General features: G+C 71.8%; 9 protein-coding genes and 1 pseudogene. 5 read left to right on the top strand and 5 right to left on the bottom strand.

The window, feature by feature from the left end; all coding sequences use genetic code 11:
• Positions 1 to 13: 13 nt before the first annotated feature.
• From HYQ63_RS15120 to HYQ63_RS15110, 3 genes are all read left to right on the top strand, one after another.
• On the top strand, positions 14 to 259 hold the full coding sequence (locus tag HYQ63_RS15120; RefSeq protein ID WP_009717902.1) for a hypothetical protein: 246 nt from the start codon (positions 14 to 16) through the stop codon (positions 257 to 259).
• Between the two features lie 228 nt (positions 260 to 487).
• On the top strand, positions 488 to 1,462 hold the full coding sequence (locus HYQ63_RS15115; RefSeq protein WP_123104883.1) for an acyl-ACP desaturase: 975 nt from the start codon (positions 488 to 490) through the stop codon (positions 1,460 to 1,462).
• A gap of 21 nt (positions 1,463 to 1,483) precedes the next feature.
• Positions 1,484 to 3,310 (top strand): tetratricopeptide repeat protein, encoded by a 1,827-nt coding sequence (locus tag HYQ63_RS15110; protein ID WP_257231860.1) that lies wholly within the window; start codon positions 1,484 to 1,486, stop codon positions 3,308 to 3,310.
• A 115-nt stretch (positions 3,311 to 3,425) separates the two neighbouring features.
• Here HYQ63_RS15110 and pepN (HYQ63_RS15105) read toward each other — a convergent pair whose 3' ends face one another.
• Both pepN (HYQ63_RS15105) and HYQ63_RS15100 read right to left on the bottom strand, forming a co-directional pair.
• Complete coding sequence (pepN, locus tag HYQ63_RS15105) at positions 3,426 to 5,999, bottom strand: aminopeptidase N (RefSeq protein ID WP_179934290.1); 2,574 nt, start codon at positions 5,997 to 5,999, stop codon at positions 3,426 to 3,428.
• A gap of 84 nt (positions 6,000 to 6,083) precedes the next feature.
• A pseudogene (locus tag HYQ63_RS15100) lies at positions 6,084 to 6,974 on the bottom strand (GtrA family protein); the annotation flags it as partial.
• Between the two features lie 84 nt (positions 6,975 to 7,058).
• On the opposite strand from HYQ63_RS15100, the gene HYQ63_RS15095 reads away from it, so the two are divergent.
• On the top strand, positions 7,059 to 8,564 hold the full coding sequence (locus tag HYQ63_RS15095) for a galactose oxidase early set domain-containing protein (protein WP_179940107.1): 1,506 nt from the start codon (positions 7,059 to 7,061) through the stop codon (positions 8,562 to 8,564).
• 60 nt (positions 8,565 to 8,624) lie between these two features.
• Here the strand turns inward: HYQ63_RS15095 and HYQ63_RS15090 are convergent, their stop codons facing one another.
• Complete coding sequence (locus HYQ63_RS15090; protein ID WP_179934289.1) at positions 8,625 to 9,650, bottom strand: aspartate-semialdehyde dehydrogenase; 1,026 nt, start codon at positions 9,648 to 9,650, stop codon at positions 8,625 to 8,627.
• A 324-nt stretch (positions 9,651 to 9,974) separates the two neighbouring features.
• On the opposite strand from HYQ63_RS15090, the gene HYQ63_RS15085 reads away from it, so the two are divergent.
• Positions 9,975 to 11,711, top strand: a complete 1,737-nt coding sequence (locus HYQ63_RS15085; protein WP_179934288.1) for a TIGR03767 family metallophosphoesterase — start codon at positions 9,975 to 9,977, stop codon at positions 11,709 to 11,711.
• Between the two features lie 22 nt (positions 11,712 to 11,733).
• Here the strand turns inward: HYQ63_RS15085 and HYQ63_RS15080 are convergent, their stop codons facing one another.
• Positions 11,734 to 12,750 (bottom strand): hypothetical protein, encoded by a 1,017-nt coding sequence (locus HYQ63_RS15080; RefSeq protein ID WP_179934287.1) that lies wholly within the window; start codon positions 12,748 to 12,750, stop codon positions 11,734 to 11,736.
• Positions 12,751 to 12,872: 122 nt separating this feature from the next.
• On the bottom strand, positions 12,873 to 15,494 hold the full coding sequence (gene pepN / locus HYQ63_RS15075) for an aminopeptidase N (RefSeq protein WP_179934286.1): 2,622 nt from the start codon (positions 15,492 to 15,494) through the stop codon (positions 12,873 to 12,875).
• Between the last annotated feature and the right edge of the window lie 24 nt (positions 15,495 to 15,518).

Here is a 15,518-nt window from a genome sequence, read left to right as displayed (position 1 = left end):
ATAGCTTGAGCGTGTGAGCAACAAGGTCAAAAAGAACGCCGTGCGCGCCGGTGCCGTCATCGCCGCGACGACGGCGATGCAGCTGATGTCGTCCCCCGCGTTCGCGCTCACCCGCGACGACGGTGACGACCCGGGTCCGGGCCTGAGCGTCGCCGAGACGCTGGGCCTCTTCGTCGTCGCCCCGATCCTCCTGTTCCTGGTGATCGCGGGCCTCGTCATGCTGGGAGACAAGAAGTCCGGTCAGCAGACCACCGACTGACGACGGGCGAACGAGAGACGAAAGCGCTGAACGGCGCTGCGAGGGCGCCCCTGGCCGAACAGGCCGGGGGCGCCCTCGTCGTATGTGGGCAACCTCTCCCGTATCCGCTCCTGTATCCGCGGCCGAAACGCGCGGGACCGGAGCGGTTTATTTTCGCTTTAACCTACGGTGTCGTAACCTACGGAGCCGTAGGTAATGCCCCTTGTACCCGTCCCCAGGAGCTTCGCAGTGACCCTCGCCCCCTCCAGCCGCAACGGTCAGGCCGTGTGGAGCGATACCCAGCTCCTGTACGCACTCGAAGAGGTCGTCGAGACCGAGCTGAACCGGCACCTGAAGGTCGCCAAGGAATGGATGCCCCACGAGTACGTGCCGTGGAGCGACGGCCGCAACTTCGACGGGGTGATGGGCGGCGAAGCCTGGGCCCCCGACCAGTCCAAGGTCAGCGATGTCGGCCGCATCGCGCTCGTGGTGAACCTCCTCACCGAGGACAACCTCCCCAGCTACCACCACGAGATCGCGACCCTCTTCGGCCGCGACGGCGCCTGGGGCACCTGGGTGCACCGCTGGACCGCGGAGGAGGGTCGGCACGGCATCGTCATGCGCGACTACCTGCTCACCAGCCGCGCCGTCGACCCGGTGCAGCTGGAGCGGTTCCGCATGACGCACATGGGTGAGGGCTTCGAGTCCGACAACAACCACAGCATGCTGCACACGGTGGCCTACGTCGCCTTCCAGGAGCTGGCCACCCGCATCTCGCACCGCAACACCGGCCACCACTCCGGCGACCCGGTCTGCGACCGGATGCTGGCGCGCATCGCCACCGATGAGAACCTGCACATGATCTTCTACCGGAACCTGCTGTCGAAGGCGTTCGAGCTGGCGCCGGACCAGACCATGTGCGCCGTCCGCGACGTCGTCGTCAACTTCCGCATGCCCGGCCACGGCATGCCCGGCTTCGAGCGCGCCGCCGCGCAGATAGCGATCGGCGGCATCTACAACCTGCGCATCCACCACGACGACGTCCTCCAGCCGGTGCTGCGCTTCCTCAAGGTGCTCCAGATCGGCGGGCTCGGCCCGGAGGGCCTCAAGGCGCAGGAGGAACTGGGCCTGTACATGGGCGGACTCGACGACCAGGCCACCAAGTTCGACGAGCGCCGCGAGGCGCTGCTGGCCCGGCGCAGGGCCCGTGCCGAACGGGATTGATCACTCTGGCACCATCGGGTGATGGTCGATCATCCTTCGCACGGGACGTCCGGCGCGGCACCCGAGGACACCCCCGGTGACCACCGTGACGTGGCAGCCGAGTTGCGGGCCGCGGCGGCGGCCGGGGAGTCGGGCGCCTACCGCTCGTACGCCGAACTCCTCACCGAGCGCGGGCAGTTGGACGAGGCCCTGCCCTGGTGGGCCAGGGCGGCCGACGCCGGTGACGCGGACGCCTCGCGCACCCTCGCGATATGCCACAAGGACCGCGGCGACTTCGCCGAGGCCGAACGGTGGTACCGCACCGCCGCCGACCGCGACGGCGGCTGCGCCTTCGGGCTCGCCCGGCTCCTCCAGGAGGCGGGCGACCCGGTCGGCGCCGAGGAGTGGTACGGGCGCGGCGCCGCGCTCGGCAGCGTCTCCTGTACGACCAACGGCGCCATGATGCTGGCCGCCCGGGGCGAGTGGAACACCGCCCTGGAGCGGCTGGCCGAGGCGTCCGCCGAGGGCGACGACGTCGCCACCCGCACCCGCAAGGTGATCGAGGACCTCCTCGACGAGCTGGCGGGCTGGCACGACGCCCTCGCCGCGGCGGAGGCCGCGGGCGACCCCGAGGCCGCGTACGAGGCGCTGCGGGCGCTCCTCGACCCCGACCGGCAGGGGATGTACGACACCTATCCGCACCTGGTCGCCGAAGCCGAGGCGCTGTACGCCCGCGCCGCCGCGGTCGGCAGCGTCAAGGCCCTGGTCGACCAGGCCATCTTCGTCTCCCGCGACGCCGCCCGCCGGGACGAGGCCCGCGCCCTGGTCGAGCGCGCCCATGAACTCGGCTACGACGGCGCCGCGTTCGTGCTCGGCGTCTGGGCCGAGGAACGCGGCGAGCTGCGGGCCGCGGAGACCTGGTACCGCACGGCCGACGACGCCGACGGCGGCCACTTCTGGGCCTGCTACAACCTGGGCGTGCTGTGCACCCGCCAGCGGCGGCTGGACGAGGCCGAGGAGTGGCTGCTGTCCACCGGCATCGACCCGGAGAACTGGGACCCGTTCTCGGAGAGCGAGGAACGGGTCATCAGAGCCCTGGAGGACGTCGCCGCCATCCGCGCCGACCCCGCGCGGCAGGGCTCCGCCCAGTGGCGCGACCGCCTCCCCGGGCTGCGCGCCCGCGCCCGGGACGGCGGGCCCGACGCCTGGTACGCCTACGCCGAGGCCCTCGACCACATCCACCGGCTCCCCGAGGCCGCCGAGTGGTACCGCAAGGCGGGCACCCCGCGCGCCCTCCTCGCCCTCGGCCGGATGCTGTACCGGTCGGGCGGCGCCAAGGGCACGCTCATGGTGCCGTACTACGAACCCGCCGCGGGCGAGGGCGACGCCTCCGCCGCGTACGACATCGGCCGCATCCACGACGAGGCCGGGGACCGGCGCACCGCCGAGATCTGGTTCCACCGCGCGGCCGGGCTCGGCCACGGGGGCGCCGCGTGGTGGCTCGGCTGGACCTCAGAGGAGCGCGGCGGCGATCCGCAGCAGGCCGAGCGCTGGTACGTCCGCGCCGCCCGCACCGGCCTCGTACCGCCCGCCTTCCTCGCGGGCCGCAGCATGGTCCGCCGCGGCGCCCACGCCGACGCCGTACCGCTGCTGCACACCGCCCACGACGGCGGCCACGCGGAGGCCGCGTACTGGCTGGCCAAGGCCGTGCGGGGGCTCGGCCGTCCGGAGGAGGCCGAGCGGTGGCTGCGTACGGCCGTCGAACGCCACCCCCAGGTCCTGCGCGACTACGGCCCCATGTCCCGCCAGGCCCTCCCCGACCCTCGCCGAGAACTGGCGGAAGTCCTCACGGAGCTGGGCCGCAACTAACCGGTTACGAAGCCCTGGCGGCCGTACGCGGGCTGAGCTTTCGTTGCCGTCCGCGGGGCGGTGGGTGGGCTGTGCCCACCCGTTCCGCCCCGCGGAACGACTGCCCACAACAGGGTCAGCCAGCCGCCGCGTCCGCCGCGCGGGCCTTGAGGGCGCGCTCGACACCCGCCCGCGACTCGGTCACCAGCCGCCGCAGCGCCGCACTGGGCTCGGCGGAGGCCAGCCACGCATCGGTGGCGTCCAGCGTCTCCTGGGACACCTGGAGCGCCGGGTACAGCCCCACCGCGATCTGCTGCGCCATCTCATGGCTGCGGCTGTTCCAGACGTCCTTGACCGCCGCGAAGTACTTCTCGGCGTAGGGGGCCAGCAGCTCCCGCTGATCGGTCTGGACGAACCCTCCGATCACGGCCTCCTGCACCGCGTTCGGCAGCTTGTCGCCCTCGACGACCGACGCCCACGCCTCCGCCTTGGCGGCCTCGGTCGGCCGCGCGGCCCGCGCGGTGGCGGCGTGCCGCTCACCGGCCGACGTCTTGTCGCGCTCCAGCTCGGCGGCGATCTCGGCCTCGTCGGCGCGCCCGGTGGCGGCGAGCCGCTCCACCAGCGCCCAGCGCAGCTCGGTGTCGACGGCCAGGCCCTCGATCGTCTCGCTGCCGTCGAGCAGCCCGGCGAGCAGGTCGAGCTGGGCGTCGGTGCGGGCCGTCGCGGCGAAGGCGCGGGCCCAGGCGAGCTGGTGGTCGCTGCCGGGGGCGGCGGCGCGCAGGTGCTCCAGCGTGGCGTCGGTCCACTGGGCGAGTCCGGTCTCACGCCAGTCGGGCGCGGCGTACAGCTCGAGCGCGAGCTTCACCTGGCGGTGCAGCGACTGCACCACGCCGATGTCCGACTCCTTGGCCACGCCGGACAGCACGAGCGCCAGGTAGTCGCGGGTGGCCAGTTCGCCGTCCCGGGTCATGTCCCAGGCGGAGGCCCAGGACAGGGCCCGCGGCAGGGACGCCTCGAAGTCGCCCAGGTGGTCGGTGACGACGGCCAGGGAGTCGGCGTCGAGCCGGACCTTGGCGTACGAGAGGTCGTCGTCGTTGAGCAGGATGACGGCGGACCGCTTCGTGCCGACCAGGCCGGGCACCTCGGTCAGCTCGCCGTCCACGTCCAGCTCGATCCGCTCGGAACGGACCAGCTTGCCGGTCGCGTCGAGGTCGTACATCCCGATCGCGATGCGGTGCGGCCGCAGCGTCGGCTCACCCTTGGCGCCGGTCGGCAGCGCGGGGGCCTCCTGCCGGATCGCGAAGGAGGTGATGGTGCCGGAGGCGTCCGTCGCGATCTCCGGGCGCAGCACGTTGATGCCCGCGGTCTCCAGCCACGCCTTCGACCAGGTCTTGAGGTCCCGTCCGCTGGTCTCCTCCAGCGCGCCGAGCAGATCGGTGAGCCGGGTGTTCTTGTAGGCGTGGCGCTTGAAGTACGCCTGCACGCCGCGGAAGAACTCGTCGATGCCGACGTACGCGACGAGCTGCTTGAGCACGCTCGCGCCCTTGGCGTACGTGATGCCGTCGAAGTTGACCAGGACGTCGTCCAGGTCGTTGATCTCGGCCATGATCGGGTGGGTGGACGGCAGCTGGTCCTGCCGGTAGGCCCAGGTCTTCATGGAGTTGGCGAAGGTGGTCCACGAGTGCGGCCACTTGCTGCCCGGCGCGTACGCCTGGCAGGCGATGGAGGTGTAGGTGGCGAACGACTCGTTCAGCCACAGGTCGTTCCACCACTCCATGGTGACCAGGTCGCCGAACCACATGTGGGCCAGCTCGTGGAGGATGGTCTCGGCGCGCACCTCGTACGCCGCGTCCGTCACCTTGGAGCGGAAGACGTACTGGTCGCGGATGGTGACCGCGCCCGCGTTCTCCATCGCGCCCGCGTTGAACTCCGGCACGAAGAGCTGGTCGTACTTGGCGAACGGGTACGCGTAGTCGAACTTCTCCTCGAACCAGTCGAAGCCCTGCCGCGTCACCGCGAAGATGGCGTCCGAGTCGAGGAACTCGGCGAGCGAGGGGCGGCAGTAGATGCCGAGCGGCACCGACCGGCCGTCGCCGCCGTCCCAGCTGCTGTGCACGCTGTGGTACGGGCCGACGATGAGCGCGGTGACGTACGTCGAGATGCGCGGCGTCGGCTCGAAGCGCCAGACGTTGTCCTTGGGCTCGGGCGTCGGCGAGTTGGAGATCACCGTCCAGCCCTCCGGCGCGGTCACGGTGAACTGGAAGGTGGCCTTCAGGTCCGGCTGCTCGAAGCTCGCGTACACCCGGCGGGCGTCCGGCACCTCGAACTGCGTGTAGAGGTACGCCTGCTGGTCGACCGGGTCGACGAAGCGGTGCAGCCCCTCACCGGTGTTGGTGTACGCGCAGTCGGCCACGACCCGCAGCTCGTTGCGCCCGGCCAGCAGCGACGGCAGCGCGATCCGCGAGTCCTGGAAGACCTCGGCGGGGTCCAGGGTGTCCCCGTTGAGGAGCACCTCGTGCACGGCGGGCGCCACCAGGTCGATGAACGAGGACGCACCCGCCTCGGCGGCGTCGAAGCGCACCGAGGTCACCGAGCGGTAGGTGCCGCCCTCCTGCGCGCCGCTCAGGTCCAGCTCGATCTCGTACGCGTCCACGGTCAGGAGGCGCGCTCGCTCTTGCGCTTCCTCCCGGGTGAGGTTGGTACCAGGCACGTCGGCTCTCTCCCGTTCGTCATGTGCGGTATGTGCGGTACGCCATGCGTCAGGCGGATTGCCATCCTCGCACGTCGGAGCCGGTCAGCGCCGGTACACCAGCTTGTCCACCAGCAGGAAGCGCAGGATGAACACCGCGACCAGGCTCACGGCCGTCGCGGGCAGCGGGGACAGGCCGAACGTGGAGACGAGCAACATCGTCAGCGGGATGAGGGCCACGAGGTCGGCGTTGCCGAGCAGCGCGAAACCGGTGAGCCGGGCGGCGCGCGTCCGCTCCGCCCGGTGGCGGTGGTGGAGCAGGGTGTCGACGAGGGCGAAGTTCCACAGCAGCCCGGCCTGGTTGGCGAGGATCTCGGCCGGTACGTAAGTCATCCCGGCCGGACCGGTGAGCAGCCACAGCACGGCCAGGTTGGGCAGGAAGCCGGAGGCGCCGATGAGGGCGAAGGCGAGCAGCCTGAGCCGGGCGTCGCCGCCGGCGCGCAGCTGGGCGAGGTGGCGCAGGAAGCGCATCCGCTCGCGGACGGTGGACTTGGACTCGCCCGCGTGGCGCTCGCCGAAGTCGAAGGGGACCTCGGCGACCCCGCGGGGCCGACAGCGCACGGCCAGCTCCAGCAGGATCTTGTAGCCCAGTGGCCGCAGCCCGCCGTCCTCCGCGCCCCGGGCGACGGCGTCCCGGCGGATCGCGAAGAAGCCGCTCATGGGGTCGGAGACACCGCGCAGGGCGCGCGGGAACAGCGCCTTGGCGGCCGTGGTGGAGGCGCGGGAGACCGCCTGCCGATAGCGCCCGGCCAGTCCCCAGCGGCTGCCCCCGGCCGCGTACCGGCTGGCGACGACCAGTTCGGCCCCTGAGCGGCGGCCCGCGGCGAGGAGCTCGGGCAGCAGCTCCGGCGGGTGCTGGAGGTCGGCGTCCATGACGACGACCCAGGGCGCGGCGGTGCGGGCGATGCCCTCGACGACTGCGCCGCCGAGGCCGCCGTCGGCGCGGGCGCCGACGTGCCCACCCCGGACGACTTCTTCTGCGCCGGGCACGTCCAACTGCCCGACGGCCGCGTCCTGGTGATGGGCGGCAACAAGGACTACGCGGCGCTCGACGGCAGCATCAGCTACAAGGGCCTCAAGACCAGTTACGTCTTCGACCCCGCGACCAACCGCTACACCCGCACCAACGACATGATCGCCGGACACTGGTACCCCTCGGCCACCGCCATGGGCAACGGCGACGTCACCTCCTTCGGCGGCCTCGACGAAACCGCCAACGGCACGGTCGTCAACGAGCGGTTCGACCACACCACCGGCGCCTGGAAGGGCTGCTGCGCGAAGCAGACCTGGAGCTTCTGGGGGCTGTACCCGGCGATGATCCTGCTCCAGGACGGCCGCCTCTTCTACACCGGCAGCCATGTCTTCGGCAACGGACTGCCCGGCACCGGCGCCTCCCTCTACGACTACGACCAGGGCACCATCACCGACGTACCGGGTCTGCGGCGCAAGGATGAGCGCGACGAGTCGATGAGCGTACTGCTGCCCCCGGCGCAGGATCAGCGGGTGCTCACCGTCGGCGGCGGCAACCACACCATCACCGAGAACGCCCATCGCCTCACCGACCTCAAGGACGGTGACCCGGGGTATGTTCCGGGCCCCGACCTCCCGCAGGGGCACTACGAGGACGGCACCGCGCAGAAGGGCGAGGAGGGCAAGGTCTACGTCTCCACCGTGATCCTGCCGGACGGCAAGGTCCTGGAGACCGGCGGCGCCCTGCACACCTACCGGGAGAAGCCGGTCTTCGAGGCCTCGCTGTTCAACCCCGCCTCGGGCGCCTTCGAACCCGGTCTGGCCACCGATCCGGTCCCGCGCACCTACCACTCCTCGTCGCTGCTGCTGCCCGACGGGCGGGTGCTGAGCGTCGGCGACAACCCCGGCGACGGCTCCTTCGACCGCCGGATCTCGCTCTACGAGCCGCCGTACCTCTTCCGCGGGGCCCGGCCGCGCATCACCTCGGTCGCCTCCGGGGAGTGGGCGTACGGCTCGGCCCAGCGCATCACCGTGGACCGGCCGGTGACCAAGGCGTCGCTGATCAGGCCCGCGGCCGTCACCCACTCCTCCGACCCCAACCAGCGCTACGTCGACCTGCCGATGACTGTGGGCAGCGACAACACCGTCGACCTCAACCTCACCAGCAACCCCAACCTCGCACCGCCCGGCTGGTACATGCTCTCCGTGGTGGGCGCCGACGGCGTTCCGTCGGCCTCCCGCTGGGTGCACATCGGCGGGGAGACGGCGGCCGAGGCGCACACCCAGCCGTTCGCCGACGATCTGTCCGCCGCGCCCCACGCGAAGAAGCAGCGGCGCGCCAAGGGGACGACCCTGGCCGAGGGGTACGACGGATGCGATCACACCTACGGCACGGGCGCCCAGTGTGTGCCGTGGACGTTCCCCCGGGGCGTGGCCGGGGCCGACCGGTGCGAGTGGCTGCTCACGCGGGGATACGGCGCCCTGAAGACCCACGGCCGTGACCGCCACCGGCTCGACCGCAACCGTGACGGCACGGCCTGCGGAAAGGGGGACTGACCCGGGAAACGCCGAGGGGGGAGCGGCCGCGGCCGCTCCCCCTCCGGGCAGGCGTGGGCGTCAGCTCAGGTCGGCCGCCACCAGCTCGGCGATCTGCACCGCGTTCAGCGCCGCACCCTTGCGCAGGTTGTCGTTGGACAGGAACAGCGCGAGACCGTTCTCGACCGTCTCGTCCACCCGGATCCGGCCCACGAAGCTCGGGTCCTGGCCCGCGGCCTGGAGCGGGGTCGGGATGTCGCTGAGGGCCACGCCCGGGGCGCCGGCCAGCAGCTCCACGGCGCGCTCCACGCTGATCGGACGCTCGAAGCGGGCGTTCACCTGGAGCGAGTGGCCGGTGAAGACCGGGACCCGGACGCAGGTGCCGGAGACCTTCAGGTCCGGGATCTCCAGGATCTTGCGGCTCTCGTTGCGGAGCTTCTGCTCCTCGTCGGTCTCCAGCCGGCCGTCCTCGACGATCTTCCCGGCCAGCGGGAGCACGTTGTAGGCGATCGGGCGGGCGTAGACCTCCGGCTCGGGGAGGTCGACCGCCGTACCGTCGTGGGTCAGCTCGGCCGCGCGCTCGGCGCCCTTGCGGAGCTGGTTGTCCAGCTCGGCGACGCCGGAGAGCCCGGAGCCGGAGACGGCCTGGTAGGTGGTGGCGACCAGGGCGGTCAGCCCCGCCTCCCGGTGCAGCGGGCGCAGCACCGGCATGGCGGCCATGGTGGTGCAGTTCGGGTTGGCGATGATGCCCTTGGGGCGCTGCACCGCCGCATGCGGGTTGACCTCGGAGACGACCAGCGGAACGTCGGGGTCCATGCGCCAGGCGGACGAGTTGTCGATCACGACCGGGCCCTGCGAGGCGACCTTCTCGGCCAGCGCGCGGGAGGTGGCGCCGCCCGCCGAGAACAGCACGATGTCCAGGCCGGAGTAGTCGGCCGTGGCCGCGTCCTCGACGGTGACCTCGGTGCCGCCCCAGGGGAGCGTGCGCCCTGCGGAACGGGCGGATGCGAACAGCCTCAGCTGGTCGGCGGGGAAGTCGCGCTCGGCGAGTATCCTCCGCATCACTCCGCCGACCTGGCCGGTCGCTCCGACAATTCCGATCCTCATATGAACCCTTTTCCTTGGTCGTGTCTCTCAGCGGCCCCTACCCTTCCGGCCAGTGTCTCAGGCATCGCCGTAACCCTTCCGTGACCAATGTCGCACTGGTCGGGATTCCCCGGGCTTCCCGCGCGAGTGAACACGAAGTGAGCGGAAGAATTCCTGTTCACGAGGGCGTGATGGCCGTTTTCTTCACGAAGATCGTCGTGAGGAGATCGGCGACCGGCGTTGCCACGTCGTTCACTCCCAGGCCATCCCCGATGCCAACGATCCGAGGTGAGGACAGCCGCCGCTGTCCACCCGCTTCGCGAATCACTCGGGGAGAGATCGCGCATGTCCCGCATACGGTCCGCCGCCTCCGCGGTCGCCGCGCTCGACCGTCGCACCTTTCTCACCGCCGCGGCAGCCACCGGCGCCACGGCAGGCCTCGGCATCGCCTTCGGGCCCGGCAGCGGATCGGCACGGGCCTCGCAGCCCGCCACGGCACGCACCGTGGGACGCAGGGTGGCCCAGGCGCCCGCCGCCCCCTCGAACGCCGGTACCACGCTGGAGACTTTCTCCGCGCCGATCACCGGCACCGAGGGCTACCGGCGCCTCGGCGACGGCCCGGCCTGGGACCGCCGGATACGCACCGACATCACCGGCGCCAAGGCGGGCCGGGAGGACCGGCGCACCGCCCTCGCCTCGTTCGTGCAGTTGACGGACATGCACCTTTCGGACGTTCAGCACCCGCTGCGCTACGAGTTCCTGCGCTCCGGGCGCACCGGCGCCTGGCGCCCCCACGAGGCGCTCACCGTCGTGGGCCTCGCCTCCCTCATCGAGCGGGTCAACGGGCTGCGCGGCGGCCCGGCCACCGGCGCCCCGCTCTCCTTCGTGATGACCACCGGCGACAACACCGACAACAACGCGAAGATCGAGCTGGACTGGTTCCTCACCGCCATGAACGGCGGCCGGATCACCCCCAACACCGGCGATCCGCGTCACTACGAGGGCGTGCAGAACAGCGGGCTCAAGGAGTTCTGGCACCCCGAGCAGGAGCTGCGCGACTCCGACAAGCAGCTCGGCTTCCCGCGCATCGAGGGCTTCCTCGACGCCGCCCTGCGCACCGTCAACAGCCCCGGGCTGCGGCTGCCGTGGTACTCGACCGTCGGCAACCACGACGATCTGGCGGGCGGCGTCTACTCGTTCGGCGCCGACTACCTCGCGGACATCGCGACCGGCAAGCGGAAGCTCCAGCTCATCCCGGGCGACGAGGCCGCGGCGATCTACAAGGGCCAGCGCAAGGGCGTCGACCCCAAGGGCGTCGACATGAAGGCAGTGGTGGAGGCGCACGCCAAGGAGATGCGCACGGTCACCCCGGACGAGCGCCGCGCGCCGTTCACCCAGCGGGAGTACCTCGCCGCGCACCTCGACCCGCTGGCCGCCGGGCCGGGCCCGGTCGGTCACGGCTACACCAAGGACAACCTCGAAGAGGGCACCCTCTACTACTCGTTCCGGATCTCCGAGAACGTCGTCGGCATCAGCCTGGACACCACCGACCCGGGCGGCCACTACACCGGCTCGATCGGCACCGCCCAGCTGAAGTGGCTGGAGAGGACGCTGAAGGAGCACAAGGACGACTACGTCATCGTCTACAGCCACCACTACAGCGACAGCATGAACAACATGAACGCCGACCCCTCCCGCCCCGGCGAGGCCCGGCACGGCGGCGACGAGGTGGTCTCCCTCTTCCAGAGCAACCCCCACGTGCTGGCCTGGATCAACGGCCACAGCCACCAGAACGAGATCACGCCGCACGACACCTTCTGGGAGATCACCACCGCCTCCCACGTCGACTTCCCCCAACTGGCCCGGGTCATCGAGGTCGTGGACAACCACGACGGCACGCTGTCCCTGTTCACCACGCTCATCGAGGCGGCCGCCCCGCGCCGCACCGACTTCGAGGACCTGTCGCAGACCGGACTCGCCGCGCTCTACCGCGAACTGGCCTTCAACGCGCCCGGCGCCAGCCAGACCCTCGCCGGTGACCCGGACGACCGCAACACCGAGCTGCTGCTGCGCAAGCCCTGAAGCCCCGACGGGGGGTTGAGGATCAGCGCGGCAGGAGCATCACATGGGGGGCCGGACCGCGGTCGGCCGACGCGATCAGCGCCGTACGGACCACCGCGGCCTGCTCCTTCAGGCCCTCCCGGAGCCGCTTGGGCGTGACGCGCACGACCGTGATGCCCATCCCCTCCAGATGCTCGCGCCGCCGGGCCTGGGCGGTGCCCGGGACCGGCCCGCCGTGGCGCGGTGCCCGGGCGTCGATCTCCAGCGCGACGCCCTGGTCCCGCCAGTACGCGTCCACCCCGCCGAGCGCGGGCCCGCCCGGCAGCCGCAGCTCGACGTTCCACAGCGGCTCGGGCAGGTCGTAGCCGCGCACCATGTCGTACAGCCGTCCCTCGGCGATGGCCCTCCCCTCGGCGAGCAGCGCGTCCACGGCGTCGACGACATGCGGCCGGGACAGCAGCCGGGCCCCGCTCAGCTCCGTGACCACGGCCGCGGCGTCGCAGTGCCCCCGGCGCACGGACTCGGTGAGCAGCGCGCGCACCGTCACCGCGTCGGAGAGCCGGGCGACCGCGTCGGCCAGCGCCCGGGCGACCGGGGCGATGGGCATCCCGGCGCGTTCCTGCGGCGACGGGAGGGGATGGGCGCGGACGAAGCGCACGAAGCCGGTGGAGCGCCGGGCGCGCGGCACGAGGACGTCGATGCGGTCGAGGGAGGCCAGCGGGGGAGCGGAGGAGAAGTGGTGCAGGGCGAGGGCCGCGAGCCCGGTGATCATCGCCCCGCCGTACGGGCCGTCCCCCGCTGATCCGTCACCGCCCGCGTGGCCGCGGCTCGCGGTGTACAGCAGCGCCGCGTACAGCCGCTCCTCGCCGGTCGGGGGGCCCGGGTGCAGCAGGTGCACGCCCGGCAGCATCCGCTGCCAGGGGCCCCCGGCCCGGCAGCGCTCGGCGGTCTGGGCCGCCGTCACGCCGTGGTCACGCAGCTGATGCGTCGTCAGGACCCGGCGGCGGGCGTCCGAGAGGTGGTGGAGGGGACGGGGGGACAGCGGTGTGTTGTGGTTCATGACCCCGCCATTCCCGCCCGCTTCACCCCGCTCACCGCTGTGACAGAACCGTCGACAAAACCGGACAACACCGCACTAAAGTACGGCAGTTCGAATGCCGAAAGGGCCCCCGCCGCGGTCGGTCATCCGGCGGCCCGCGCGTCGCACTCCTGCCCGCGCAGGGTCCGCGCGAGGTCGTCGCGGGACTCCAGCACCAGCCGGCGCAGCGCGGACGGCGCCTCCGGGTGGCCGGTCAGCCAGGCGTCTGTCGCCGCCAGGGTGGTGGCGTCGCCCTGCGTGGACGGGAACAGCCCGCGCACGATCGCCATGGCGATCTCGATCGACCGCTCCTGCCAGATGCGCTCGATCGCCTCGAAGTAGCGCGGCGCGTACGGGGTCAGCAGCTCGCGCTGGTTCGGCTGGTCGAAGCCCGCGATGGTGGCCTCCACCAGCGCGTTCGAGAGCCGGTCGGTGTCCACCACCGCCGCCCACGCCTCGGCCTTGACCGCGGCCGAGGGCCGGGCGGCCAGCGAACGCACCTGATGGCGCTTGCCGGACGCGGTGTCGTCACGGGACAGCTCCGCCGCGATCGCCTTCTCGTCGGCCTCTCCCTGCGCGGCGAGCGACGCCAGGAACGTCCAGCGCAGTTCCTGGTCCACATCGAGCCCGTCGATCCGCGCCGAGCCGTCCAGCAGCCCGCGCAGCATCCGCAGCTCGGTGTCGGCGGAGGCGACCTGGGCGAAGAACCGCGCCCAGGCGAGCTGGTGTCCGCTGCCCGGCGCGGCGAGCCGCAGCTCGCGCAGCGCGCCCTCGGCGATCCGGGCCCCGGCCTCCGCCCGGTGCCCGGGTGCGCTGTAGTGATGGAGGGCCGACTGCGCCCACGCCTGGACCATCTGGAGCACGCCGATGTCGGTCTCCGCCCCGGCGAACCGCTCCACCAGCGCGAGGTAGTCGCGGGCGGGCATCAGCCCGTCCCGGGTGAGGTTCCACAGCGCGGACCAGCACAGCGCGCGGGCGAGCGGGTCGCTCAGCTCGCCCAGGCGCTCGCGCAGGGTGTCCAGCGAGACCTCGTCGAAGCGGATCTTGCAGTAGGTGAGGTCCTCGTCGTTGACCAGGATCAGATCGGGCCGCTCCGCCCCGGTCAGCTCGGTGACGACCGTGCGGGGGCCGTCGACGTCCACCTCGGCGCGGGCGTACCGCACCAGCGCCCCGGCGCGCTCCCCGGCGGCCGCGTCCTTCCGGTACAGCCCGACCGCGACCCGGTGCGGGCGCAGTGAGGGATGAGTGTCGGACCCGGCCTCCTGGAGGACGGCCAGCTCGGTGATGTGCCCCTCGGCGTCATAGACGGCCTGCGGGGTCAGCACATTGACCCCCGCGGTCTCCAGCCAGGCCCGCGACCAGGCCGCCATGTCCCGGCCGGAGGTCTCGGTGAGCACCGCCAGCAGATCGGCCAGCCGGGTGTTGCCGTACGCATGCCGCTTGAAGTACCGGCGGGAGCCCTCCAGGAAGGCGTCCTGCCCGGCGTAGGCCACCAGCTGCTTGAGCACGGACGCGCCCTTGGCGTACGTGATCCCGTCGAAGTTGAGCTTGGCGTCCTCCAGGTCCCGGATGTCGGCCGTGACCGGATGGGTGGACGGCAGCTGGTCGGCCCGGTACGCCCAGGACTTGCGGCGGTTGGCGAAGGTGATCCAGCCGTCGGTGAAACGGGTCGCCCCGACCAGCGCGAAGGCCCCCATGAAGTCGGCGAACGACTCCTTGAGCCACAGGTCGTCCCACCACTCCATGGTGACGAGATCGCCGAACCACATGTGCGCCATCTCGTGCAGGATGATCGTCGCCCGTTGCTCGTACGACGCCTGGGTGACCTTGCCGCGGAAGACGAACTCCTCGCGGAAGGTCACGCACCCCGGGTTCTCCATCGCGCCGATGTTGTACTCCGGCACGAACGCCTGGTCGTACTTCCCGAAGGGGTACGGATAGTCGAAGTGGTCGTGGAAGAAGTCCAGGCCCTGCTTGGTGACGGTGAAGATGTCGTCCGCGTCGAAGTGCTTGGCGAGCCCCTTGCGGCACAGCGCGCCGAGCGGGATCTCCAGCACCGAGCCGTCCGGCTGGGTGCGGCGGTACCGGTCGCTCACGTAGTGGTACGGGCCCGCGACGACGGCCGTGATGTACGTCGAGATGGGCAGGGTCGGGGTGAAGCGGGTGGTCGCGGCCCCGTCACCGTCCCCGGACGGCTCGACGCCGGCGACCGTCCCGTTGCTCAGCACCGTCCAGCCCGCGGGGGCGGTCACCGAGAAGGTGAACGGCGCCTTCAGATCGGGCTGTTCGAAGTTGGCGAAGACGCGGCAGGCGTCGGCCGGCTCGTACTGGGTGTAGAGGTACACCTCGCCGTCCTCGGGGTCCACGAAGCGGTGCAGCCCCTCTCCCGTGCGGCTGTACGCGCACCGCGCGTCCACCACCAGCTCGTTTTCCCCAGCGAGCCCCTCCAGGGCGATCCGGGTCCCGTCGAAGACGGCCGCCGGGTCCAGCTCCCGCCCGTTGAGCTTCACCGCGACGACCTCCGGTGCCACCAGGTCCGCGAAGGACGCGGCCCCCGGCTCGGCGCAGCTGAAGCGCACGGTCGTCGTCGAGCGGAAGGTGCGCGGCCCCGGACCGGTATCCGCCCCGACCGCGGACCGCAGATCGAGGGCCACGTCGTACGCGTCCACCGACAGCAGCCTCGCCCGCTCGCGGGCCTCATCACGGGTCAGGTTCTCACCGGGCACGTAGCGGCTCCCCTCGTGTCCCTC

This window comes from Streptomyces sp. Rer75 (assembly GCF_013414305.1).
Lineage (GTDB): Bacteria > Actinomycetota > Actinomycetes > Streptomycetales > Streptomycetaceae > Streptomyces > Streptomyces himastatinicus.
Note: the sequence above shows the minus strand (reverse complement) of the source record. Positions and strands in the feature narration are given on the sequence as shown.